Genomic DNA, 22991 nt, shown 5'->3' on the forward strand with positions numbered 1-22991 from the left:
ATGAATCTTTCGGTCGAGGAGCTGAAGGCGATCGCGGAGCGCGGTGCTCGCGAACTCGACGGAGCCGACGCACACGAATTGCTGGCATGGACCGAACGCGAATTCGGAACCGACTACATCGTGGCGTCGAACATGCAGGACGCAGTGCTGGTACACCTTGCAGCCCAGGTACACCCGGGCATCGACGTCCTGTTCCTCGAAACCGGCTATCACTTCGCGGAAACCATCGGCACTCGCGATGCGGTAGAGGCCGTCTACGGTGTGAAGATCGTCAACGCCCGCGCCGAACTGACTGTGCCGCAACAAGATGCAGTAGAGGGCAAAGATCTTTTCGCTCGCGAGCCGAATCGATGCTGCGCCATGCGCAAGGTCGCTCCCCTGAAGAACGAGCTTGCAAACTACAGCGCCTGGGTGACCGGCATCCGTAGAGTCGAATCGCCCACCCGCGCGAATGCGCCACTCATCTCCTTCGACGACGGCTTCGGCCTGGTGAAGATCAATCCGATCGCAGCCTGGTCGGACGAGGACATGCAAAACTACATCGACGAGCACTCCATACTCGTCAATCCGCTTGTCGACGAAGGCTATCCATCGATCGGGTGCGCACCTTGCACCGTCAAGCCCGCCCCCGGCGCCGATCCGCGTAGCGGACGGTGGGCCGGTAAGGCCAAAACCGAATGTGGGTTGCACGCATCATGACACTGGACACGACAGCTGTAGAAACTCACCGAACACTGCTCGACAGCGATCGATTCGATACACTCGACGCGCTCGAGTCCGAGGCGATCCACATTTTCCGTGAGGTAGCAGGCGAGTTCGAGCGCCCGGTCATTCTCTTCTCCGGCGGCAAGGACTCCACCGTTTTGCTGCACTTGGCGATCAAGGCCTTCTGGCCTGCGCCACTTCCGTTCTCGCTGCTGCACGTCGACACCGGCCACAACCTGCAGGAAGTGCTGGACTTTCGCGACTACATAGTCGCCAAGTACAACCTCCGCCTGCACATCGCCAGCGTCGAGGACTACATCGCCGACGGCCGGCTCACCGAACGTCCCGACGGCATCCGCAACCCCCTTCAGACCGTTCCGCTACTGGACTCGATCGCAGAGAATCGCTTCGACGCCATCTTCGGTGGTGCACGCCGCGACGAGGAGCGCGCTCGCGCAAAGGAGCGCATCTTCTCCCTTCGCAACGCGTTCGGCCAGTGGGACCCGAAGAAGCAGCGTCCGGAACTGTGGAACCTCTACAACGGTAAGCATTCGCCGGGTGAGCAAGTTCGAGTGTTCCCGTTGAGCAACTTCACCGAACTGGACATCTGGCGTTACATCGCCCGCGAAGATGTCGAATTGGCGTCCATCTACTACGCCCACCAGCGCCCGGTGTACCAGCGCGATGGAATGTGGATGACTCCCGGCGTGTGGGGCGGCCCGAGCGAATCCGAGGAGCTGAAGACTCTGTCGGTTCGGTACCGAACCGTGGGCGATGGTTCCACCACCGGCGCAGTTCTCTCCGATGCCGCGGACAACGACGCGATTCTTGCCGAGGTCGCGGCATCTCGGCTCACCGAACGTGGTGCCACTCGCGGAGACGATCGTGTTTCCGAGGCTGCCATGGAAGACCGCAAGCGCGAAGGATACTTCTGATGAGCAACTCTCGTTCCGGTACACAGCTTCTACGGCTTGCGACCGCTGGGAGCGTCGACGACGGCAAGTCCACTCTGGTCGGGCGACTGCTCTACGACACGAAATCTGTTCTTGCCGACCAGATCGATGCCGTCACTCGGGCATCGGTCGACCGTGGACTGAGCACGCCGGACCTGTCACTGCTGGTCGACGGCCTGCGTGCTGAGCGCGAACAGGGCATCACGATCGATGTTGCCTACCGGTACTTCGCGACGCCCGCGCGTTCGTTCGTTCTCGCCGATACGCCCGGCCACGTTCAGTACACCCGTAACACCGTCTCCGGTGCGTCCACAGCTCAGCTCGTCATACTTCTCGTCGATGCACGCAAGGGTGTCATCACGCAAACACGTAGGCATGCAGCGGTTCTCGCACTGCTCGGGGTACCCAAGTTGGTGTTGGCCGTCAACAAGATCGACCTCGTGGAGAATCCGGAGCAGGTATTCGCGGACATCTCGGAAGAATTCAACTCTCTGACGAGTTCACTCGGCTGGGCTACCGAGGATGTCACCGAGATACCGGTGTCCGCCCTTCATGGTGACAATGTGGCGGTGCGCTCGACCAAGACCCCGTACTACGACGGCCCGACGCTGATCGAGCATCTCGAGTCCGTCCCGGTGGACGCGGAACCTCATCGAGTCGGACTGCGATTCCCCGTGCAGTACGTAATCCGTCCGCGCACAGCCGAATTTCCGGACTACCGCGGCTACGCCGGCCAAGTCGCAGCGGGAACGGTGTCCCCCGGTGACGAAGTCGTCGTGTTGCCCTCGGGGGTACGCACGACCATCGAGCGCATCGATACGGCCGATGGCGAACTCGGATCGGCCCATGCCGGCCGCAGCGTCACGTTGATTCTCACCGACGACGTCGACGTGTCTCGAGGTGACACCATCGCGTCCCCGCAGGATGCGCCGGAGGCCCTCGGCGACTTCGACGCCACTGTGTGCTGGCTCGCCGAGAAGCCTCTGCGGCCCGGTGCACGACTGCTGCTCAAGCACGGAACGCGCACCACGCAGGCCATCGTCGGTTCGCTGGTGGAGCGGTTCGACGAACAAAACTTGACGTCCGAGCCGTCACCGGAATCGCTGGAGCTCAACGACATCGGTCGAATCTCAGTTCGTGTTGCCGAGCCGATCGTGGCGGATGACTACCGGGTCAACCGTCACACCGGAAGCTTTCTGCTGATCGACCCCAACGGCGGAAACACCCTCGCTGCCGGTCTGGTCGGCGACGCGTTGTCCGCCGTCGAGCTCGGGACGCCGACACCGGTGTGAGCGTGCTGATTGCCACCGCTCACGGTAGCCGCGATCCGCGCTCGGCTCGTACGGTGCACGCAGTTGTAGATAGAATCCGACTTCGGCGCCCGGATGTGGATGTGAGAGTGGCGTTTCTGGACCTCACGGAGCCACACGTCGATCGAGTGATCGACGATGTCGCGCTGGCGGGCGCCGACTCGGCAGTCGTCGTTCCGCTGCTACTCGGGAGCGCGTTTCATGCGAGAGTGGACTTGCCGACGATGCTCGATGAGGCACGGCAGCGGAACCCTGGATTGTCGCTGGTGCAGGCCGACGTACTGGGCGAGGACCAGCGGTTGGTCGATGCCGTTCGCTCTCGCGTATTCGACGCAGGCGTCGACGTCGGCGACCCCGATGTCGGTGTCCTTTTCGCCGCCGTCGGATCCTCGGACGGTGCCGCCAACGAACGCACTCGTGCCATTGCTCGAGACGTTCTCACGGGAACTCGTTGGCGCGAGGCCGTGACATGTTTTGCGACCGTGCCGAATCCGGGCCCTGCCGAGGCTCTCCAGCTTCTGCACAGCGCCGGTGCGAGAAAGATGGTGCTCGCGCCTTGGTTCCTCGCACCGGGGTTGCTGACCGACCGGGTATCCGCAGTCGTGGACGCATCAGGTTTCGAGGTCGTCCGAGCGGACGTCATCGGTGCGCATTCGTCGGTGGCCGAGGTGGTGTCCCATCGTTACGATTGCGCTCTGACGCAGACTGCCCGATCGGTCCTTCGCTGAGGGTCCCGACCTGTCTTCCGACACTCCTGCGAGACTGTCGAGATGGACGACGAGTGGTTGGACGAGGATCTTCGACAGGATATCTCCGAGGGGCGTTGGGTCGCCGACAGCGTAACGTTCGCCCCCACTACGACAGTGGGCTCCCTCGTCCCCGCAGGATTCGACGCCTACGCCCGAATTTTGTACCCGGTACGTCTGTCGAATCCCGACGGCGACAGCCGCCTGGTGCGTTGGTCCGACATTGCACGTCACACCGGCACGATCGCCCACGCCGAGATGGAACTCCACGCACTCACAGCGAAAACAGGACCTGGGTTCCTTCGCTCGGATCCCCCTACCCCGGCTGCACAAGTCCTCGACTGGCGCGAACAACTCGAGGGAGTGGTGCAGGTGCTCGCCCAGCACACCAGCACGCCTGACGACTGCTGGTTCGCATTCTGGGAAGGCAACACCTCCCTCGACGACATACGCACGACTGCACCGACCGTTACGATCGGCGGCTTCGACTACTTTCTGCTCAGAGGACACGGCGCACGCGCCACACAGCCCTTCCGTGCACTTGCACCGCACATCTGGTGGCCCGCCGACCACTCATGGTGCATGGTCGCCCACTTCGATTTCCCCTGCGTCTATCTCGGAGGAAGCCATCAGGCGGTAGGGGACGTACTCGCCATGCCTGAGATCGAGGCGTGGCCTGCGCGAGTCGACCAGATCGTCACTGCAGACAACGATCACCTCAATAGGTAGATCCGGCGGCCGTCGCCACCGTGCCCTTGGAATTGAGGATCTTCGGGATCCGTGTGGCGCGCACGTACACCGTCTCCCCGGCGTTGAGCTGGAGCGCTTCACTGTCGCCGCGAGTGATCTGCGCGGTGAAGGGTTCTCCCGTTGCAGCATTCTTCAGTTCGACCTTCACCTCGAACCCCAGGCGCACGACGCGTTCGACGATGGCGCGAGTCACGCCCGCAGATTCTGCTGTCCCGTTCTCCTGCGCCAGCGCCATGCTCGGATCCCGACCGACGCGAATGTCGTGCGGTCGGACCAGTAGTCCGTTGAGCTTGGCGACCTGCCCGAGGAAGGACATCACGAAGTCGTTCTCAGGACGATCGTAAAGGTCCTCGGGAGTACCGACCTGCTCGATCCTCCCCTTGTTGAGCACCGCGATCCGGTCGGCAACATCGAGGGCCTCTTCTTGATCGTGTGTCACCAATACCGTCGTGACATGCACCTCGTCGTGCAATCGACGCAGCCAGGTTCGAAGATCCTCACGGACCTTCGCGTCGAGCGCGCCGAAGGGCTCGTCGAGCAGCAGCACTTGCGGGTCGACCGCGAGCGCGCGGGCGAGTGCCATCCGCTGCCGCTGGCCGCCCGAAAGCTGCGCCGGGAACCTCGTCTGGAAGCCGGCGAGGCCGACGATCTCGAGGAGTTCGTCCACCTTCCGCTTGATTTCCGGTTTCGGTCGCTTCCTGATCTTCAGTCCGAATGCGACGTTGTCCCGAACGCTGAGGTGTTTGAAGGCTGCATAGTGCTGGAAAACGAATCCGATCTCACGACGCTGTGGGCTCACCCACGTCACATCCTGGCCCGCCAGGACAACCTGACCGGAGTCGAGTTGCTCGAGGCCCGCAATCGACCTCAGCAGGGTCGACTTACCGGAGCCGCTGGGCCCGAGCAACGCCGTCAGCGATCCCTTCGGGATGTCGATGCTGACGTTGTCGAGTGCGGCGAAGTCGCCGTATTTCTTGTTGGCGCCGACAACGGAGATCTCGATCTCGTTGTTCTTCGATCCGGTCATTACTTCGTCCTCTTTTTGTCGAGGGCAGTCATCAGCAGCAATACGATGACGGCAATTGCCATGAGCAAGGTGGATGCGGCGTATGCACCCGCTTGGTTGAAGTCCTCGTATCGTGAATTCACCAACAGCGTCAGCGTCTGAGAGACGCCTGGCAAGTTGGTCGACACCATGATCACGGCGCCGAACTCGCCGAGCGAACGCGCAACGGTCAGAACGATTCCGTACGTCAGGCCCCAGCGAATGGCAGGAAGGGTGATCCTCCAGAAGGTCTGCATCGAGGAAGCCCCCAACGTCGATGCAGCTTCTTCCTGCTCTTCGCCGATCTCGTAGAGCACCGGCTCCACTTCGCGCACCACGAAGGGCAGCGTCACGAAGATCGTTGCTATCACCATGCCGGGCAGGGCGAAGATGATTTTGAAGCCGAGACTCTCGATGCCGCCGAACCAACCGTTTGCGCCCCACAGCAGGATGAGCGCGACGCCGGTCACGATGGGCGACACCGCAAATGGAAGGTCCACGATGGCCTCGAGGACGCCCCTTCCACGGAATCGTCCACGCACGAGTGCAAGGGCAGTGATGACTCCGAACACGACGTTGATCGGAACGACGATCGCGACGATCAGGAGCGACAGTTGCAGCGCCGACTGGGCGGCCGGTGTCGTTATCAGTCCCCAGAACTCGGCGACCCCATTTTCGAACGTCCGATAGAGGATGGCACCGAGCGGAAACAACACCAGTGCAGCGAGATAGAACAACGCAACGACACGCAGAGAGAGTTTGACCGGAAGTCCGAGCTTCATCGGATCTGTTCCTCTCTTCGAGCGAGTCGACTTCCCACGATGCGAAGAACGAACAACACGACGAAAGCCAACGTCAGCAACACGACCGAGATCGCCGCTGCGTCCACCTGATGGTCGTACTCGATCAATTCACGGATGTACTGGGATGCGATCTGCGTTTGCCCTGGAATGTTGCCACCGATGAGCACAACCGATCCGAATTCGCCGATAGCCCTGGCGAAGGCCAAGCCCGCGCCGCTCAGAACTGCGGGCATCAGCACCGGAAGCACGATGCGCCGAAAGATCGTCCAGTTCCCTGCCCCCAGCGATGCCGCCGCCTCCTCGACTTCCTTGTCGAGCTCGATGAGTACGGGTTGTACCGCTCTCACCACGAACGGCAAGGTGACGAACAGCAACGCTACGACGACGGCGGGCTTGGTCGCATTGAAGACCAGGCCGATGGGGCTGGTGGGGCCGTAGAGCGAGAGCAACACCAGGCTCGCCACGATCGTCGGCAATGCGAACGGCAAGTCGATCACCGCGTTGACGAATCGTTTGCCCGGGAACTCGTCCCGAACGAGCACCCACGCGATCAGCGTGCCGAGGAAGAGGTTGACGACCGCGGTGGCAGCCGACACTTCCAGCGTCACCTTGAATGTCGCGACCGCACGCGGCTGGGTTACCGCATCCCAAAAGCCGGCAAGCCCGTTGTCGAACGACTTGACCAGCAACGCTGCAAGCGGCAGCAACACGATGATGCTCAACCACAGCACTGCCACTCCGAGGCCGAGGGGGCCGACGGAGCCGGGACCGCGGAACTTGCGCCCCTTACGCGACATTGCGCGCCTTGACCGTGACTCGGCCGATAGTGGTCGACATGGTTCCTACTCGGTGTTTTCGCTGTAGATGGTCGTGATCGCACCGCTGTCACCGAACAGATCTGCGTCGACCTGACTCCAGCCACCCAGATCGTCGATGGTGCGCAGCTTCTCCGGAGTGAAGAACTTGTCCGAGTACTGGGTTGCAACGTCCGGATCGACGGGTCGGAATCCGGCCTCCGCCCAGATCTTCTGTCCCTCGTCGGTATAGATGTAGTCGTTGAGCGCATTGGCCAGTTCCAGCTGGCCGCTGGTGTTCACCACTGCAACGGGGTTTTCGATACGGAAGGTATCGGCCACATCGATGTGCTCGACCTTCTCGCCCTGCTCTTCGATGAGGAGTGCTTCGTTCTCATAGCTGATCAGCACGTCACCCTGCCCCTGCAGGAACGCCTCGGTCGCCGCTCGACCCGATTCCGGTTGTACCGGAAAGTGTCCCGAGACGAGCTTCTGGACGTAGTCGAGACCCGCCTGCCGATCCTGACCGCCGTTGCTCATTGCCGCATACGGCGCCAGCAGATTCCACTTGGCCGAACCGGAACTGAGCGGGCTCGGGCTGATGACCTGGACATCAGGGGAGAGCAGGTCGTCCCACGTTCGAATATTCTTCGGGTTCCCCTCACGGACGACCAAGGTGACGACCGAACCGAAAGGCACACCGCCGTAAGCGTTCTGGTTCCAATCCTCGTCGACCTTGCCCGCCTTGACCAACCGTGTCACATCCGGCTCGACGGAGAAATTCACGATGTCTGCCGGGGCACCGTCGACCACTTTGCGTGATTGGTTGCCCGAGGCACCGTAGTCGGCGTTGATCGAACTATCTTCGCCCGCTTCGCTTCCCGCGAATGCAAGCCCAATCGCATCCCAGCCGTTCTTCGGCACTGCGTAACCGACGAGGGTCAGTGCGGTGCCACCCGAGGATCCGCCCGAGTCACCGACGACGTCGCTGGATCCACCTCCGCAGGCGGAAAGAACGAGAGTTCCCACCGCAACGAAGGTGGTAAGCAGGTAGCGAGAGCTGTGTCTCATCGAAAAGGAGCCTTTCATCTGTTCAGTCCGTTCGAAGCCGATTCGCGGCTGTACGAGAGGACGGTGTGCGGGCACGCATGCGCGGAACGAGAGACCAGCGCGGCGAAAGAAGAGAGGCGGCCGGTCGCCTGGATAGATGTCCGGCATCTACGTCGAACAAGCGGCGCAGCCAACGACAGGTCGCAGCGAGCAAGCAGGCTATGACGCCTGACCGTCACGGGGCCGGATCGCCAGGAGGTCTATGGACAACAGTCGATATCGGCAACTGCGAGCATGCCGACCGCAATCAACGCCAACTCATGGCGGACTCGGTACTCGGCAGCGGCAGACACGGACAGAAATCTAGCAGAGGATCCTGGTGGACTCTAATTCCTCGATCAGTCCCGTCGTATATGTGTCGACTACCTGGTCAGAAACCAAGCGATCACAACGAGAACGAGTAAAGCGAACAGGGCTAGCGAGACCCTCGACCGTGGCATCAGTGGCCTTCCGTTTTCGACGTTTCTTGAAATGGGGCTTCCAGCTCGGCCTGAGAGTGAGCATCTCGACCCAGCACTCGCAGCAGTGCTGCAAGAACTCGGTCGAACAGAACCGCGAACCCGAATGCAATGGGTACGACCACCAGCATCACTACGAGCGACTGTGGAATGAACGGGAGAGCGATGATCCACAGTTCGATCCCGTCCCACCAGGTCGCTATTGCATCCACGCCCCTCACTCTATCGGTCCGCCACGCCGAGAAAGCTCGGCGGTGGACGACGGGCACCCACACCGATGATGATTGGATCATGACGGCATTCGAGAACGAGTCGACAGTAGTTCCCGTAACCGACGACACTGTCCTGGCAGCGGGGGTACCCGACGCCGACGGGCACCACTCTCAAGGTGCTCTGTCCAGTACGGATGCCCCGGTCTCCAGCCTCACCTCCTATCGAAGCGCATTCCCTCCGATCGACGATTATGCGTTTCTGTCCGATTGCGAGACGACCTGTCTCATGGCCAGGAACGGTTCGGTGGAGTGGATGTGTATCCCACGCCCCGATTCCCCGAGCGTGTTCGGTGCGGTACTGGACCGTAGCGCCGGCCACTTTCGGGTCGGCCCGTACGGCCAGTCGGTTCCAGCTGCCCGACGCTATCTGCCCGGCGGCTTGATCGTCGAGACGACGTGGCAGACCGAGACCGGTTGGCTCGTCGTCCGCGATGCGTTGGTGATGGGTCCGTGGCACAACACCGATCAGCGTTCCCGGTCACACAAGCGGGCACCGACCGATTGGGATGCCGAGCACATCCTTCTCCGCACGGTCAAATGTGTCAGCGGCACCGTCGAATTGGAGATGAGTTGCGAGCCTGCATTCGACTACCACCGTGCTCCCGCGCAGTGGGAGTACACCGGCAAGGTCTACGAGCAAGCAACAGCTACATGCGAGGCCAGTACTGACGGAGACCAGCCGACGCTGACCCTGACAACCAACCTTCGTATCGGCATCGAGGGCCGAGAAGCTCGTGCTCGTACCCGCATGGCAGAGGGTGACAACATATTCGTGGCGCTCTCATGGTCCGATCTCGCCGCACCTGCAACATTCGAAGAAGCCTCCGAGAAAATGTGGCGTACCGCCGAATGTTGGCGTCAGTGGATCACCATCGGACGGTTCCCCGACCATCCGTGGCGCGGCTACCTGCAACGCAGTGCGCTCACTCTCAAGGGTCTCACCTACGCACCCACCGGCGCCCTGTTGGCCGCGTCGACGACATCTTTGCCGGAAACACCCGGTGGAGAACGTAATTGGGACTATCGGTACACCTGGGTACGCGACTCGACCTTCGCTCTGTGGGGCCTATACACGCTCGGTCTCGACCGCGAAGCCAACGATTTCTTCTCGTTCATGGCCGATGTGTCCAGGGCAGAGAACGGCGATGCCAACCCACTCCAGGTGATGTACGGCGTCGGCGGTGAGAAGACTCTCGAAGAGAGCGAGCTGCTCCACCTGTCCGGTTACGACGGCGCGCGACCGGTCCGCATCGGAAACGGCGCGTACAACCAGGAGCAGCACGATATCTGGGGGACGATGCTCGACTCGGTGTACCTCCATGTGAAGTCACGCGAACATGTACCGGAGTTCTTGTGGCCGCTACTCAAGCGACAGGTCGAAGAAGCGATCGCGAACTGGCGCAAACCCGACCGCGGAATCTGGGAAGTGCGAGGCGAACCGCAGCATTTCACCTCGTCCAAAATGATGTGCTGGGTAGCACTCGACCGCGGCTCGAAGCTTGCCGAAATTCACGGCGAGAGCGGCTATGCCGACCAATGGAACGATATTGCCGACGAGATCAAGGCCGATATCCTCGAGCATGGCGTGGACTCTCGCGGGGTGCTGACTCAGCGATACGGACACTCTTCTCTGGACGCGTCATTGCTGCTGGCGCCGTTGCTCAGATTCCTCCCACCCGACGACGAACGCATCAAGGCGACAGTGTTGGCCATTGCCGACGAACTCACCGAGGACGGGTTGGTGCTCAGGTATCGCGTCGACACGACCGATGACGGTCTGGCGGGCGAAGAAGGAACCTTCACCATTTGTTCTTTCTGGCTGGTGTCGGCGCTCGTGGAAATCGGCCACCTACAACGTGCCAAGCATCTGTGCCAACGTTTGCTGGGATACGCGAGTCCGTTGAAGCTCTACGCCGAAGAACTCGATGCGAAGACCGGTCGGCACCTCGGCAACTTCCCGCAAGCATTCACTCACCTAGCGCTCATCAATGCCGTTGTCCACGTCATTCGAGCGGAGGAAGCTCAGGCCAGCGGACACTTCAAGCCCGCGCACGCCCACTGAGTTCCCTCAATACCGGCCACTCGACGCCGGACCATCAACGCTGTAGCTGCTGCGCCCATTCGGCCAGCAGCTCGGCAGCGGGGACCGCCCTGGCTCTGAGGTGGCCCGTGCCTGCCCACATCGACAGCCCCGACGGATCTCCCGCAGCGGCAGCCTTGGCCCGCATGGGGCCTGTGAGGTAGTGCACGTCCGGGTAGGCCAGCGGTGCCACGTCGGAGTTCTCCGAGATGAACTCGTTGACGAGCCCACGTGCTGGACGGCCGGAAAACGCGCGGGTCACCGCGGTGCCGGACGCCTTCCTCAGCTGCTCTCGGTGGACCGCCCTGGTACCGGCCTCCGGGGTGTCGAGAAAGGCTGTGCCCAGCTGCGCAGCGTGCGCCAATCCTGACGACACCAGCGGTGCGATGTCGTGTCCGTCCATCAATCCGCCCGCAGCAATACGTGGAAGAATCGACGCCACCCGCACGGCCTCGAGTACGCCGGTCAACGGAATATTCGGGGCCGAACCATCGAAACTTCCTCGATGGCCGCCGCTTTCGGGGCCTTGCACCACGAGTGCGTCCACCCCGTTGGCTTGCGCCTCCTGCGCCTCCGACCCGCTCGTCACGGTGCACCAGACCTCAGTGCCTACTTCGTGCAGCGCAGCGACCTCCGCAGCACTGAACGTGCCGAACGTGCTCGTCACGAGGGGAACCGGGTGCTCGACGAGCCAGCTGAATTTGTCGGCATAGTAGTCGTCGCGGCGCGGCAACTCCCCCGGTTCGACGTCGAACCGCGCGAACCATGACTCGAGATGCCGCGCATACGCAGCGACATCGGCGCCTGTCGGGTCGTCTGGGATGAACAAGTTGACGCCGAAAACGATGCCTCGCATCGAATCTACCTGCGCGGCAAGCTTATCGACGTCGAGTAGGGCACCGCCCAGCATTCCCAGTCCACCCGCGTTCGACACCGCTGACGCGAGTTCCACGGTCGAGGGCCCACCGGCCATCGGCGCACTGATCACCGGGACACGAAGCCCGTCGAGGATGACCGTGGAGCGAATCACTTCTTCGGCTTGTCCGTCGACGACTCCGAAGACAATGCGGCAACGAAGGCTTCTTGCGGAACCTCGACCCGACCGATCGTTTTCATCCGCTTCTTGCCCTCTTTCTGCTTCTCCAGGAGTTTGCGCTTACGGCTGATGTCACCGCCGTAGCATTTAGCGAGCACGTCCTTACGGATCGCGCGGATGTTCTCGCGAGCGATAATCCGGGACCCGATAGCAGCCTGAATGGGCACCTCGAACTGCTGGCGCGGAATCAACTCTTTGAGCTTGGTGGTCATCTTGTTTCCGTACGCGGCCGCGGCATCCTTGTGCACGATCGCCGAGAAGGCGTCGACTGCCTCGCCCTGAAGGAGGATGTCCACCTTGACCAGAGCTGCGCTCTGCTCGCCGATCTCCTCGTAGTCGAGGCTCGCGTAGCCACGGGTACGCGACTTCAAGATGTCGAAGAAGTCGAAGATGATTTCGGCCATGGGAATCGTGTAGCGCAGTTCGACACGCGTCTCCGACAGATAGTCCATACCTCCCAGCTCGCCGCGCCTGCCCTGGCAGAGCTCCATGATCGAACCGATGAACTCGCTCGGGGTGATGATGGTGCACTTCACCATCGGCTCGAAGACGTCGCGCACCTTGCCCTCGGGCCAGTACGACGGATTCACCACCACATGTTCGGCGTTGTCTTCCATCTCGACGCGATACACCACGTTCGGGGAGGTGGAAATCAAATCGAGGTTGAATTCGCGTTCTAGGCGCTCACGGGTGATCTCCATGTGCAGCAACCCGAGGAAGCCGCAGCGGAAACCGAATCCGAGCGCGACCGACGTCTCGGGCTCGTAGGTGAGTGCAGCGTCGTTGAGTTGCAACTTTTCGAGTGCGTCACGCAGGTCCGGGTAGTCGGAACCGTCGAGTGGGTACAGGCCGGAGTACACCATCGGGCGGGGTTCGCGATAACCGGTGAGGGGTTCCGTCGCGCCCTTGCGCGCCGTGGTGACGGTATCGCCGACCTTCGACTGTCGAACGTCTTTGACGCCGGTGATCAGGTACCCGACCTCGCCGACGCCGAGACCCTTGGTCGCTTTCGGGTCGGGTGAGACGATCCCGACTTCGAGAAGTTCGTGAGTCGAGCCGGTCGACATCATCGTGACCTTCTCGCGGGGATTGAGAGCCCCGTCGACCACTCGGACATAGGTGACGACGCCACGATAGGTGTCGTACACGGAGTCGAAGATCATTGCCCGCGCCGGCCCGTCCGGATTCCCGACTGGCGCGGGAACAAGCTTGACGACCTCGTTCAGCAATTCCTCGACGCCGACACCCGTCTTGCCAGACACGCGAAGTACGTCTTCCGCTTCGCAACCGATGATGTGCGCGATCTCGGCGGCATAGCGGTCGGGGTCCGCTGCGGGAAGATCGATCTTGTTCAGGACCGGAATGATCGTCAGCTCTTTTTCGAGCGCAAGATACAGGTTCGCGAGCGTCTGAGCTTCGATCCCCTGCGCGGCGTCGACCAGCAACACTGCCCCCTCACAGGCCTCGAGCGCACGAGAGACTTCGTAGGTGAAGTCGACGTGGCCGGGTGTGTCGATGAGGTGGAGTACGAACTCCTCGCCGTCGACCAACCACGGAAGGCGAACGTTCTGCGCCTTGATCGTGATGCCGCGTTCACGCTCGATGTCCATACGATCGAGGTATTGAGCCCGCATCGATCGGTCATCGACGACGCCCGTGAGCTGCAACATCCGATCTGCCAGCGTCGACTTGCCATGGTCGATGTGGGCGATGATGCAGAAGTTCCTGATCCTGGACGGATCGGTGAACGTCGTGTCGGCGAAGCTGGGCACTTACGATCCTTTGGCCGGGGAGAAGAGCGAACGGACAGACCCCATCTTCCCACGTCTCGCGCTCGAAGACTTCCCCGGCTGGCCGTTCGCGCGGAATGACTAGACTGTCGTCGCATGGCTGGGAACTGGAGCAAGTTCGGTAAGGAATTGAGCAGGATCGCGCGGCGCGAGGGCCCGAGATTGTTCCGTCAACTTCAGAGTTCGGGCGCCCTCCAGAAGGGCATCGATGCCCTGGCGAGTAAAACCTCCTCCGGCCCGACCGTCGATCCAGGGCGTCCGGTTGCCTCGCACACGGTCCCGACCGCACATCGCGCACGACGGGTCGAATACTCCCCCGATCTCGATGGGAAAGCCGATCCCGGTGAAATCGTGTGGACCTGGGTCACCTACGAAGAAGACGTGAATCAGGGCAAGGACAGGCCCGTCCTCGTGGTCGGACGCGATGGCGACGTCCTGCTCGGTTTGATGCTGTCGAGTCAGAGCAAGCGCGATGGTGAACGAGACTGGGTCGCCATCGGCTCGGGCTCCTGGGACAGCGAGGGACGGCCTAGTTGGATTCGACTCGATCGGGTCCTCGACGTCCCCGAATCAGGGGTTCGACGCGAAGGTGCGGTACTGCACAAGTCGAAGTTCGACATCGTGGCGTCACGTTTGCGCACAGACTTCAGCTGGACCTGATTCAGGAGTCGAGACGGTTGTACCGGCCGAACACGCCGCGATAGATGAGGGCACCCAACGCTCCGCCTAGCAGCGGAAACACGACAAAGAGCCAGACCTGAGAAAGCGCACCGGGTTGCCACACCGCGACGGCGAGGCTTCGAGCGGGATTCACCGACGTGTTGTCGATCGGGATGGCAACCAGGTGGATGACGGTGAGTGTGAATCCGATCGATACCCCCGCCAGTGGCACGTCGGAGATCTGATCGGTCGACGCCAACACCACGAAAACGAGCAGCGCGGTCAGCAGCACCTCGATGACGATCGCGGCGCCGATGCCGTAACCGTTCTCCAGCACACCCCCGAGCGGGCCCTTGATGGCAGAGGGGCTGTGCGCGCCCCAACCGTTTGCGCCGAGTCCGTCCACTTTTCGGTCGTACGACGGGAGACTGTTCGCGACCGCGAACAGCGTCGCGCCTGCGATGAGTCCGCCTATTACTTGAGAGAGGACGTAGAGCCCCGCTTTGGCGATCGACAACCGCCCCAGTAACAACTGCCCCATGGTGACGGCGGGATTGACGTGACAACCGGAGATCGGGCCGATCGCGTAGACGAGAAACAGCAGTGTCAGACCGAAAGCGAGTGCAACGCCGAGGTTTCCGACTTTATCCCCCGCGAACACTGCCGTACCGACGGCGGTGAACACGAGCACGAAGGTGCCGATCGCCTCCGCGACATACTTTTTCGTGTCGGAAATTACTTCCGGTTCCGCATACTCCTGTGCTGTCGACATGTCCCCACCTCGCTGAGAAGGTATTCCCGGCCTCATTCTGTCGAGCAGTAGGATACGCCACCGATGTGATCTACACCACACATTCGGCAGTGGACCCGTCGGCATCGACGTCCGATCAGCACTCCCGAGGGAGAGATTCCCGGCCTCCACACTCGTGCATCCATACCGCAAGCGTTGCCGATTTCGGTTATGACTGTCGGTGCTGGTATTCTCGATCTTCGGCGCTGGGCTTCACAGCTCGGCAGCATACTTCGGGCATTTCAGCATGGATCGCCCTGACCGGAATACCGACGAAGACAGAAGGATTTACGCGTGGCAAACATCAAGTCCCAGAAGAAGCGGATTCTCACCAACGAGCGTCAGCGACTGCGCAACCAGTCGGTGAAGTCTTCGCTGCGGACGGTCATCCGTTCCTTCCGTGATGCCACTTCGACCGGCGACAAGGACAAGGCCTCGGCATTGCTCCTCACTGCAGCTCGCCAGCTCGACAAGGCAGCAAGCAAGGGCGTCATCCACAAGAACCAGGCAGCCAACAAGAAGTCGGCACTGGCTCTCGCGGTCAACAAGCTCTGATCTTCACGTAACAAAAGAACCCGCTCGGATTGCCGAGCGGGTTCTTTTGCGTGACCTACCTGCTGCTCAATTCCGCCACCACTGACACTGCACGCTCGACGGCGTAGTCGAAATCGGCGGCTTGCCCCTTCACGTCTGCATTCAGCTGAGCCACGATCTGCAAGGCTTCTGCGATCGTTCGACCGTTCCACGTGCGGGCCTGCCCCTGTGCCTTCTTGATCTTCCAGGGCGGCATGCCCAGCTCTCCCGCCATCCGGAAGGGATCTCCGCGTCCTGCCGACCCCACCAGCGCAATGGTGCGTACCGCATCTGCCAACGCATCGGCCAGAAGCACGTGCGGCACACCCCGGTGCTGCGCCCAGCGCAAGGCCTCCAACGCGCCGGGACGGTCCCCCGCTACTGCCTTGTCCGCGACGTCGAAGCCGGACACTTCTGCTTTGCCGGAGTAATACCGACGCACAGCGGCGACATCGACCTTGCCACCGGTGTCGGCAATCAACTGCGAACATGCAGCGGCTAGTTCGCGGAGTTCGGAACCGACCGACTCGACTATTGCGTCGACTACGTCACCACTGACCCGGACCTGTGCGGCGGTGAACTCGCGTTTGACGAAGTCCACTCGCTCGGATGCCTTGGTCAGCTTCACGCACTCGTGGGTCACGGCCCCACTCTTCTGCAGCGATCCGACCAGAGCCTTTGCGCGCCCACCGCCGGAGTGCATGACGATCAGCACTGCGCCGGCCGGCGGGTCTGCCGCCGCATCGACCACGATGGCCATTGCGTCCTTACCTGCTTCGGCCGCGGCCTCGAGCACTACTACCCGATCCTCGGCGAAGAGCGAGGGGCTCAACAGTTCGGCCAATTCCGGGGCGCTGGCGTCACCGGCACGAAGCTTCGTCACCGGGAGATCTTCACCGGGTTGTTGAGTCGATCTGATCTGCCCGACGATCGACGCCACTGCGCGGTCCATCAGCAACTCCTCGTCGCCGAGGACGAGATGAAGGGCTGCAGGTGAGGTATTCGCATTCACATGTGCGATCGTGCCATGCCGGTCCGACCTTTTCCGAACTCCATGCAGCTCTCACGACCGAAGTCCCGTGAGCCAGAACAACACGAGGACTACGCAGAGACCGCCGAGGATCCAGCGGGCCAGCTGAAAGCGCAATCCGAGTATCAGGACGGTGAGCGCACCGATCACCGCTGCGGCGCCGGGAACGCCACTGGTGATCTCGAACCCGGCCCCGGGTACCGACGCGGCCCAGTGCGCCACGGAGATCAACCACCACAGTGGCGCGGATGCCACCAGCACGATCAGCGATGCGGCGCCGGTGGCGAAGCTCGCTACGACGGCCACGATCGCACCGATCACCGTGACGGGCGCCACGAGTGGAGCGACGGCTACGTTCGCCACCACACCGACCGCTGAGAACGTGCCCGACATCCCTGCCACCACTGGCGCCGTCACCGCGTGGGCGGCGGCTGCCACCGCCACGATCTCGGCGCTCGCTCTCCCCCATCCATGTCTGCGCAGCCAGTCCACCCACACCGGCGCCAAGACGACCAAACCTGCCGTCGCCGATACCGACAGCGCGAATCCGAAGTCCACGGCAAGTTCCGGCCACCAGGCGATCAGTCCGAGTACCGCGGTACAGAGACCTGGAACCGCTTGGCGCCTGCGTCCGGTGACGAGCGCGAGCAGTCCGATGCTTCCCATCACTGCCGCGCGCAGGACACTCGGGGACGGACGCGCGATCACCACGAAGATCAGCAGAACAAGAGCACATACCAATGCCGTTGTGCGCGGCCCCGTTCCGATTCCTCGGGCCAGCAGAAGGACAGCACCGAGCAGGATCGAGAAGTTCGCGCCGGAGACCGCCGTCAGATGAGTCAGACCAGCAGCCCGGAAATTGTTCGCTGTCTCTTCCGGTAACGCGGACACGTCGCCGACCACCAGTCCCGGCAAGAGACCGCCCCGGTCGGGCGGCAACGACGTCGAAGCGACGAGGGCGAGATTCGATCGGACATGCCGAGCGGCCGCCGCGAGCAGTCCGGGTTCGGAGACCGAGGTCGGCGGGCCCCCGACTCGCACCACGGCCACGGTGAGGTCCGCGCGGCCCGGTACGGACAGCTGCCCGCGGAGCGTCACCTCTTGGCCTGGTACCAGGTCGTCCCAACCGTCGGCAGGTGCGATGACCAGTACACGTCCACCGACGCGGTGTGGTGCGCCGGCGATATCCATCTGCGTCAGCTCGGCTCGGACCGTCACGGTTTCGGGCCCAGCGGACCGCGACGACCGCGGATCTTCACGCACGGTCACGGCGGCGCTGACCCAGGCCTGCCGTTCTGCGGCTCTACCGACCGGGCTTGTCTCGAATACTCCGACGTGTATCGCGGCCGCTGCGGCGAAGCACGCTCCCAGAACGAGCATCGCCACAACGCCTGGCACCACGCGCCGAACCGAGCCGGACTGTTCAGAAACCCGTGCAGTGCCGGCCACACCGAGCACGGTGGCGGCAACACCGAGCGCAGCGGCGAGAATTGTCACTGCTGCGGCACCGGCCAACACGCCGAACACCATCGCAGCCCAACACAGCAGAGTCGAAGGGACCAGCCGAAAATCGTAGGGACGAATCTCCGGTTCGATCACACGAACACCTGGCTCCGGAGCTTCTCGAGACGAACGGGGCCGATACCGTCGACCTCACCTAGTTGAGCGACATCGGTGAACGGACCGTTCACCTCACGCCACGAGACGATGTTCGCAGCGGTTACCGGGCCTACTCCCGAGAGGGCATCCAGCTCGGCGACCGTCGCAGTGTTCAGATTCACCGTGCCGGCCTCGGGGCTGCCGGACAACAGCGCTCCGGTCGATCCCGACTGCTCCGCCGTAGTCGAACTCGCTTGGCCGCCTGCGGTTCCCGAAGCCGCTGATACCGTTCCGCTCACCAGCGGCCGCGGATCCGGCGGGATCGCCCCGACTAGGATTTGATCACCGTCGGTGACCTTCGCTGCCAGGTTCAGTGCCAAGACGTCCGCACCGTCGAGCGGACCTCCCGCCGCAGCCAACGCGTCCGCCACCCGCGAACCGGGAGGCAGATTAATCAGACCCGAAGACGACACCAGTCCGACGACACTGACTACGACGTCTACTGCAGGAACCGGCTCCGATCCTTCGCTGGGCGGACCGGACTTCGGCGGTGTCGCAGCAGCCACCGACTCTGGTGTCACCACCGGAAGCGGTGGTACCGGAACGACTTCCGCTGAATTACGGAGAAATCCGTAACCGGCCACGAGGACGACGAGAAGGCCGACGGCGAACAATGCGAACATGCCTTTTCGTCCCGGATCGAACCTGGCACCTCGCCAACGCTCCGGAAGATACGGCGAGAGTGCCGTCGTACGGCCTTCTTCTACATCGAGCCAACTATCTTGTCCCAAAGCATCATCGATACTTTCAACGGACTCGGGATCGCTACCCGAACCAGTCAGTGATCGCAGTCGCTCTTCAGGTCTCGCCATCTCACGGACACTAACGATGGCCACATCACGTCGGCACAGAATTGCGTGGTCACCGATTGCCCTGTGGAACAAGGCCTCGCCTGTGGACAACCCCCCTCGCACAACCGAAACTCTCGTGCGAGAGGACGGTGGTCACACCTGGGGACACACCGCGACGCCCACTGCGCCTGGACCCACATGAGCACCGACAACAGCACCGAACGGCAGCGTTTCGAGCGTGACGATCTGCGGGATTCGGTCGGCGAGCATCGAAGCGACAGTCGCTGCGCGGGCTTCGCACTGCATGTGATGAACGGTGAGCGCAACCCCCGATTCACCCGATACCGCGGCAACCGCCTCGACGAGCTTGCCGAGTGCCTTCGTCGAGGTCCGAGTCTTTTCTTTCAACACGAGCTTTCCGTCGGCGAGGTGGAGCACAGGCTTCATGGCAAGCGCCGTCCCCAACAACGCTGCCGCCGCCCCGATCCGCCCGCCGCGGCGTAAATGATCGAGCCGGTCGACCACGATGAAGCATCGCGTCCGGGCCGACACCGCCACGGCTTCGGCAAAGACCGAATCGAGAGTGCCGCCGCCAGCAGCAACACGCGCTGCCGAAAGTGCGGCATAACCAAGTCCCATGGCCACAGCAGCCGAATCCACGACGCGGACGCGATCGCCCAGTTCAGCGGCGGCTTGCCGCGCCCCATCCCAGGTGCTCGACAGTCCACTCGAGATATGGACGGCCACCACTCCTGCACCGCCACTTTGCTCGAGTGCCGCGCCGTAGAGTTCGACCAGCTCGCCCGGCGAGCTGCCCGCGGTGGTCACCGGCCCGCCCGCGGCAAAGTCCGTGGGAATGTCGTCGACACTTTCGCGGAGATCGACGCCGCCGACGAAGACGTGCAGTGGTGCGATCGTGATACCAGCACTGCGCGCGGCACCCGGTTCGAGGCACGCCGAAGAATCGGTCACTACCGCGATGGTCATAGCGCGGTTCCCTGTGCCTTGCGAAGTTCGACCAGCATCGCTTCGGCCACGGCGACGTGCGCGTCCCAGCCCCAGTGGATCCCGTCCGGGTTGGCGTTGTCGGAGAAGATGTTGTCGCGGACCGCTTCTGCAAGGTCGACCAAGGGGACGCCCGTGCTCTCACTCCAGGTGCGTAGTGCGCGCTCGGCCGCTGGTCGACCTGCATGAACCTTGCCGTATGCGTCACTGCGATGCACTGAGGGCAGTGTGCCGATGACGGGAAGCTCCGGTCGAACGTATGCCAAAGCAGCGCGCGCCTGCTCGAGATAATCGACACTCAGCTTCGGTGGCAGCGCTACCGGCCAACGCAAATGCGCGAATCTCGGTTGTACCCACTGATATCCCGCTCGAACGACCCTCCGCAGCGCAGGCGGGCGGACGTAACGAATTTGCTCGCGAAGAGCCGTCGGCAACGGCGACGGCAACGAGTCCATTCCGCCGACACCGAAGACGACTGCACCCGCTTTCGGGATGGCAGCCCAGACCCGCGGATCCTGTGTCAGAGCCCACCAGACGTCGCGACTGGTCCAGCCGATTCGGGCAACCAACTCGACCCGCCATCCGAGCTCGGCCGCGACGAGGTTCGGCCAAATTCTCGGATCATCAACCGGCAGACCACCTTTGGGGCCAAAGTAACTGAGGGAATCGGCGAGCACCAGCAGTACCGGCGGAGCATTCTTCTCGGCCACAGGCGGTGCGTAGTCGTCAGAGGATGTCATTGGCCACTCGCGCCGACGCGTTCCAGACATCCAAGCGCCAACCGAGGTCTTCGCCCTCCCCGTGACTGCTCAGCTGTACCCAACTCGTGTTGGAGAGACCACCGAGAACCGGCCAGCGATCGACTGGAAGGTCGAGTAGCGACGCGGTGAGAGCGGCGATCAATCCGCCGTGCGCGACGAGCACGACCGGTCGATCAGAGGCGTCGGCCCCCCACTCTGGTAGCTGCTCCAGAAGTTCTTCGACGACGGGCACACTGCGACGGGCCACGTCGAGACGGCTTTCACCCCCGGGTGGTGTGATCGAAGCGTCGGCACGCCACTTCAGACGCGCTCCAGGTGCCTGCACATCGACATCGAGGTGCGTGAGCCCCTGCCACTGACCCAGGTGCGTCTCACGCAACCGCGCGTCGGTCGAGACCGGCAGTCCCGAGGCGTCCCCGAGTGCGACGGCGGTGTCGAAAGCGCGAGCAAGGTCCGACGAGACCACGCTCAGCGGCGAACGCAGTGTCAGTTCCGCTGCCGCAGTTTTGGCCTGTGTGCGCCCCAGCTCCGACAGATCGGTATCGAGCTGACCCTGCATCCGGCTCGTCGCGTTGTATTCGGTCTGACCGTGGCGCAGCAGGATCAAATGCCGCTTGACGGCAGCGCTCACTGCTCCGTTTCCGGTTCCGCGCGCTCGCCGAGCCCCGGAACCTCCACGGTCGGGCAGTCCTTCCACAAACGCTCGAGAGCGTAGAAGTTGCGCTCGTCCTCGTGCTGAACATGGACGACGACGTCCACGTAGTCGAGCAGCGCCCATCGACCCTCGCGGGTGCCTTCTTTGCGCACCGGCTTGAAACCGGATTCGCGCAGGGTGTCCTCGATGCTCTCCACGATCGCGTTGACCTGACGCTCGTTCGATGCCGAGGCGATCACGAAGCAATCGGTAATGAACAATTGATCCGACACGTCCAACACAACCACGTTCGTTGCGAGCTTGTCGTCGGCTGCGAGTGCCGCAATTCGCGCCATTGCGACGGCCTCGTTTGTTGCAGTCACTTGACTTCTCTCCCACTGTTCAGGCTCGAGTCCTCGGTCACTGCGCTTGTGACGGACTTTGCCGGTTGCTGTTTTTGTGGCGCAGGCTCCGACATGGTGACGGAGCCGTCGAGACGCTGTGCGCCCCTGGGTCGGTATAGGTTTCTCTTCGAGATGTACTGCACCACGCCGTCGGGTACGAGGTACCAGACCGGGCGATTCTCGCTTGCTCGGAGCCTGCATTCGGTAGAGGAGATTGCGAGTGCAGGGATCTCGATGAGCGTAAGCGCATCCGGTGACAAGTCTTGCAGGTGATCCGCCAGGTGCTCGACACCCAATTCGAACCCCGGTCGCGATACGCCGACGAATTTCGCCAGTTCGAAGAGTTCCTCCCAGTTCTGCCAGGTGAGGATACTCTCCAGCGCATCGGCTCCGGTAATGAAGTACAGCTCCGCAGTGGGATGCTGCGCGCGAAGATCGCGCAGTGTGTCGACGGTGTAGGTGAGCTTCTCGCGATCGACATCGACTCGGCTGACCGAAAACCGCGGGTTGGAGGCGGTAGCGATCACTGTCATCAGGTACCGGTCCTCGGCCGGGCTGACAGACTTACCTTCTTTCTGCCACGGCACACCGGTCGGAACGAAGATGACCTCATCGAGATCGAACGTATTGGCAACTTCACTCGCCGCTACGAGGTGCCCGTGGTGGATCGGATCGAAGGTTCCACCCATCACGCCCAGCTTTCGGCGCGTTGCCGAATCGGAGGCTACGGCCGGAGATGGTTGCTGCACGATTGTCGAGCTTACTTCGCCCC

At 62.5% G+C, this 22991-nt stretch carries 25 protein-coding genes; 8 read left to right on the forward strand and 17 right to left on the reverse strand.

The features are described 5' to 3' along the window. From O1W68_RS13635 to O1W68_RS13655, 5 genes are read left to right on the forward strand one after another with little or no spacing between them, the layout of a single operon-like run. Window positions 1-699: a phosphoadenylyl-sulfate reductase gene (locus tag O1W68_RS13635; protein WP_269304299.1), complete on the forward strand. Its 699-nt coding sequence runs from the start codon at window positions 1-3 to the stop codon at window positions 697-699. Next, window positions 696-1640, forward strand: a complete 945-nt coding sequence (cysD, locus tag O1W68_RS13640; RefSeq protein ID WP_269304301.1) for a sulfate adenylyltransferase subunit CysD — start codon at window positions 696-698, stop codon at window positions 1638-1640. Before O1W68_RS13635 ends, cysD begins: the two co-directional genes overlap by 4 nt. Then, entirely contained in the window at window positions 1640-2950 is a 1311-nt protein-coding gene (locus O1W68_RS13645; protein WP_269304302.1) for a sulfate adenylyltransferase subunit 1, read from the forward strand. Before cysD ends, O1W68_RS13645 begins: the two co-directional genes overlap by 1 nt. Beyond that, the gene (locus tag O1W68_RS13650) at window positions 2947-3696 is read left to right on the forward strand and encodes a sirohydrochlorin chelatase (RefSeq protein WP_269304304.1); all 750 of its coding nucleotides are present in this window, start codon (window positions 2947-2949) and stop codon (window positions 3694-3696) included. Before O1W68_RS13645 ends, O1W68_RS13650 begins: the two co-directional genes overlap by 4 nt. 42 nt (window positions 3697-3738) lie before the next feature. Then, on the forward strand, window positions 3739-4443 hold the full coding sequence (locus O1W68_RS13655; RefSeq protein WP_269304305.1) for a hypothetical protein: 705 nt from the start codon (window positions 3739-3741) through the stop codon (window positions 4441-4443). Here the strand turns inward: O1W68_RS13655 and O1W68_RS13660 are convergent. The 6 genes from O1W68_RS13660 to O1W68_RS13680 form a co-directional block, all read right to left on the reverse strand. Next, entirely contained in the window at window positions 4433-5491 is a 1059-nt protein-coding gene (locus O1W68_RS13660) for a sulfate/molybdate ABC transporter ATP-binding protein (protein WP_269304307.1), read from the reverse strand. The genes O1W68_RS13655 and O1W68_RS13660 overlap by 11 nt on opposite strands. Beyond that, on the reverse strand, window positions 5491-6291 hold the full coding sequence (gene cysW / locus O1W68_RS13665; RefSeq protein WP_088944772.1) for a sulfate ABC transporter permease subunit CysW: 801 nt from the start codon (window positions 6289-6291) through the stop codon (window positions 5491-5493). Before cysW ends, O1W68_RS13660 begins: the two co-directional genes overlap by 1 nt. Then, window positions 6288-7109 carry a sulfate ABC transporter permease subunit CysT gene (gene cysT, locus O1W68_RS13670; protein WP_269304308.1) on the reverse strand — a complete coding sequence of 274 codons (822 nt, stop codon included), beginning with the start codon at window positions 7107-7109 and terminating at the stop codon, window positions 6288-6290. The genes cysW and cysT overlap by 4 nt, the downstream gene beginning before the upstream one ends. A 45-nt stretch (window positions 7110-7154) precedes the next feature. Beyond that, window positions 7155-8177, reverse strand: a complete 1023-nt coding sequence (locus tag O1W68_RS13675) for a sulfate ABC transporter substrate-binding protein (protein ID WP_269304309.1) — start codon at window positions 8175-8177, stop codon at window positions 7155-7157. A 239-nt stretch (window positions 8178-8416) separates the two neighbouring features. Next, the gene (locus O1W68_RS21625; RefSeq protein WP_349307561.1) at window positions 8417-8509 is read right to left on the reverse strand and encodes an Ms4533A family Cys-rich leader peptide; all 93 of its coding nucleotides are present in this window, start codon (window positions 8507-8509) and stop codon (window positions 8417-8419) included. 146 nt (window positions 8510-8655) lie between these two features. After that, window positions 8656-8886: a hypothetical protein gene (locus tag O1W68_RS13680; RefSeq protein ID WP_269304310.1), complete on the reverse strand. Its 231-nt coding sequence runs from the start codon at window positions 8884-8886 to the stop codon at window positions 8656-8658. Window positions 8887-8965: 79 nt separating this feature from the next. On the opposite strand from O1W68_RS13680, the gene O1W68_RS13685 reads away from it, so the two are divergent. Then, the gene (locus O1W68_RS13685; RefSeq protein ID WP_269304312.1) at window positions 8966-11008 is read left to right on the forward strand and encodes a glycoside hydrolase family 15 protein; all 2043 of its coding nucleotides are present in this window, start codon (window positions 8966-8968) and stop codon (window positions 11006-11008) included. Window positions 11009-11042: 34 nt separating this feature from the next. On the opposite strand, the gene O1W68_RS13690 is transcribed toward O1W68_RS13685, so the two are convergent. Then, window positions 11043-12056, reverse strand: coding sequence for a nitronate monooxygenase (locus tag O1W68_RS13690; RefSeq protein WP_269304315.1), 1014 nt, complete (start codon window positions 12054-12056; stop codon window positions 11043-11045). After that, window positions 12053-13894, reverse strand: a complete 1842-nt coding sequence (gene lepA, locus O1W68_RS13695; RefSeq protein WP_269304317.1) for a translation elongation factor 4 — start codon at window positions 13892-13894, stop codon at window positions 12053-12055. Before lepA ends, O1W68_RS13690 begins: the two co-directional genes overlap by 4 nt. Window positions 13895-14008: 114 nt before the next feature. On the opposite strand from lepA, the gene O1W68_RS13700 reads away from it, so the two are divergent. Continuing rightward, complete coding sequence (locus O1W68_RS13700) at window positions 14009-14572, forward strand: type II toxin-antitoxin system PemK/MazF family toxin (RefSeq protein WP_269304318.1); 564 nt, start codon at window positions 14009-14011, stop codon at window positions 14570-14572. Window position 14573: 1 nt separating this feature from the next. Here the strand turns inward: O1W68_RS13700 and O1W68_RS13705 are convergent, their stop codons facing one another. Next, on the reverse strand, window positions 14574-15344 hold the full coding sequence (locus O1W68_RS13705) for an aquaporin (protein WP_269304319.1): 771 nt from the start codon (window positions 15342-15344) through the stop codon (window positions 14574-14576). Between the two features lie 312 nt (window positions 15345-15656). On the opposite strand from O1W68_RS13705, the gene rpsT reads away from it, so the two are divergent. Beyond that, the gene (rpsT, locus tag O1W68_RS13710; RefSeq protein WP_084344722.1) at window positions 15657-15917 is read left to right on the forward strand and encodes a 30S ribosomal protein S20; all 261 of its coding nucleotides are present in this window, start codon (window positions 15657-15659) and stop codon (window positions 15915-15917) included. A 55-nt stretch (window positions 15918-15972) separates the two neighbouring features. Here rpsT and holA read toward each other — a convergent pair whose 3' ends face one another. The 8 genes from holA to nadD form a co-directional block, all read right to left on the reverse strand. Further along, window positions 15973-16947 (reverse strand): DNA polymerase III subunit delta, encoded by a 975-nt coding sequence (holA, locus tag O1W68_RS13715; protein ID WP_269304321.1) that lies wholly within the window; start codon window positions 16945-16947, stop codon window positions 15973-15975. A 51-nt stretch (window positions 16948-16998) separates the two neighbouring features. Further along, entirely contained in the window at window positions 16999-18564 is a 1566-nt protein-coding gene (locus O1W68_RS13720; RefSeq protein ID WP_269304323.1) for a ComEC/Rec2 family competence protein, read from the reverse strand. Continuing rightward, window positions 18561-19436 (reverse strand): ComEA family DNA-binding protein, encoded by an 876-nt coding sequence (locus O1W68_RS13725; RefSeq protein ID WP_269304324.1) that lies wholly within the window; start codon window positions 19434-19436, stop codon window positions 18561-18563. Before O1W68_RS13725 ends, O1W68_RS13720 begins: the two co-directional genes overlap by 4 nt. 132 nt (window positions 19437-19568) lie before the next feature. After that, window positions 19569-20402, reverse strand: a complete 834-nt coding sequence (locus O1W68_RS13730) for a DegV family protein (protein WP_269304326.1) — start codon at window positions 20400-20402, stop codon at window positions 19569-19571. Then, the gene (gene octT, locus O1W68_RS13735; RefSeq protein ID WP_269304327.1) at window positions 20399-21160 is read right to left on the reverse strand and encodes a diglucosylglycerate octanoyltransferase; all 762 of its coding nucleotides are present in this window, start codon (window positions 21158-21160) and stop codon (window positions 20399-20401) included. Before octT ends, O1W68_RS13730 begins: the two co-directional genes overlap by 4 nt. Further along, complete coding sequence (locus O1W68_RS13740; protein WP_269304329.1) at window positions 21147-21812, reverse strand: histidine phosphatase family protein; 666 nt, start codon at window positions 21810-21812, stop codon at window positions 21147-21149. The genes octT and O1W68_RS13740 overlap by 14 nt, the downstream gene beginning before the upstream one ends. Further along, on the reverse strand, window positions 21809-22198 hold the full coding sequence (rsfS, locus tag O1W68_RS13745; protein ID WP_084344710.1) for a ribosome silencing factor: 390 nt from the start codon (window positions 22196-22198) through the stop codon (window positions 21809-21811). The genes O1W68_RS13740 and rsfS overlap by 4 nt, the downstream gene beginning before the upstream one ends. Further along, a complete protein-coding gene (gene nadD / locus O1W68_RS13750) occupies window positions 22195-22968 on the reverse strand; it encodes a nicotinate-nucleotide adenylyltransferase (protein WP_269304332.1) in 774 nt (257 codons plus the stop codon). Before nadD ends, rsfS begins: the two co-directional genes overlap by 4 nt. Window positions 22969-22991: the final 23 nt, after the last annotated feature.

Source organism: Rhodococcus sp. H36-A4 (genome assembly GCF_027158005.1).
In the GTDB taxonomy this organism is placed as follows: domain Bacteria; phylum Actinomycetota; class Actinomycetes; order Mycobacteriales; family Mycobacteriaceae; genus Rhodococcoides.

What these genes read in the sequence shown, in the direction of transcription:
- O1W68_RS13635 (WP_269304299.1), top strand. Translation starts at nt 1, where the DNA reads ATGAATCTTTCGGTCGAGGAGCTGAAGGCGATCGCGGAGCGCGGTGCT.
- cysD (WP_269304301.1), top strand. Translation starts at nt 696, where the DNA reads ATGACACTGGACACGACAGCTGTAGAAACTCACCGAACACTGCTCGAC.
- O1W68_RS13645 (WP_269304302.1), top strand. Translation starts at nt 1,640, where the DNA reads ATGAGCAACTCTCGTTCCGGTACACAGCTTCTACGGCTTGCGACCGCT.
- O1W68_RS13655 (WP_269304305.1), top strand. Translation starts at nt 3,739, where the DNA reads ATGGACGACGAGTGGTTGGACGAGGATCTTCGACAGGATATCTCCGAG.
- O1W68_RS13660 (WP_269304307.1), bottom strand. Translation starts at nt 5,491, where the DNA reads ATGACCGGATCGAAGAACAACGAGATCGAGATCTCCGTTGTCGGCGCC.
- cysW (WP_088944772.1), bottom strand. Translation starts at nt 6,291, where the DNA reads ATGAAGCTCGGACTTCCGGTCAAACTCTCTCTGCGTGTCGTTGCGTTG.
- cysT (WP_269304308.1), bottom strand. Translation starts at nt 7,109, where the DNA reads ATGTCGCGTAAGGGGCGCAAGTTCCGCGGTCCCGGCTCCGTCGGCCCC.
- O1W68_RS13675 (WP_269304309.1), bottom strand. Translation starts at nt 8,177, where the DNA reads ATGAGACACAGCTCTCGCTACCTGCTTACCACCTTCGTTGCGGTGGGA.
- O1W68_RS13685 (WP_269304312.1), top strand. Translation starts at nt 8,966, where the DNA reads ATGACGGCATTCGAGAACGAGTCGACAGTAGTTCCCGTAACCGACGAC.
- O1W68_RS13700 (WP_269304318.1), top strand. Translation starts at nt 14,009, where the DNA reads ATGGCTGGGAACTGGAGCAAGTTCGGTAAGGAATTGAGCAGGATCGCG.
- O1W68_RS13705 (WP_269304319.1), bottom strand. Translation starts at nt 15,344, where the DNA reads ATGTCGACAGCACAGGAGTATGCGGAACCGGAAGTAATTTCCGACACG.
- O1W68_RS13725 (WP_269304324.1), bottom strand. Translation starts at nt 19,436, where the DNA reads ATGGCGAGACCTGAAGAGCGACTGCGATCACTGACTGGTTCGGGTAGC.
- O1W68_RS13730 (WP_269304326.1), bottom strand. Translation starts at nt 20,402, where the DNA reads ATGACCATCGCGGTAGTGACCGATTCTTCGGCGTGCCTCGAACCGGGT.
- octT (WP_269304327.1), bottom strand. Translation starts at nt 21,160, where the DNA reads ATGACATCCTCTGACGACTACGCACCGCCTGTGGCCGAGAAGAATGCT.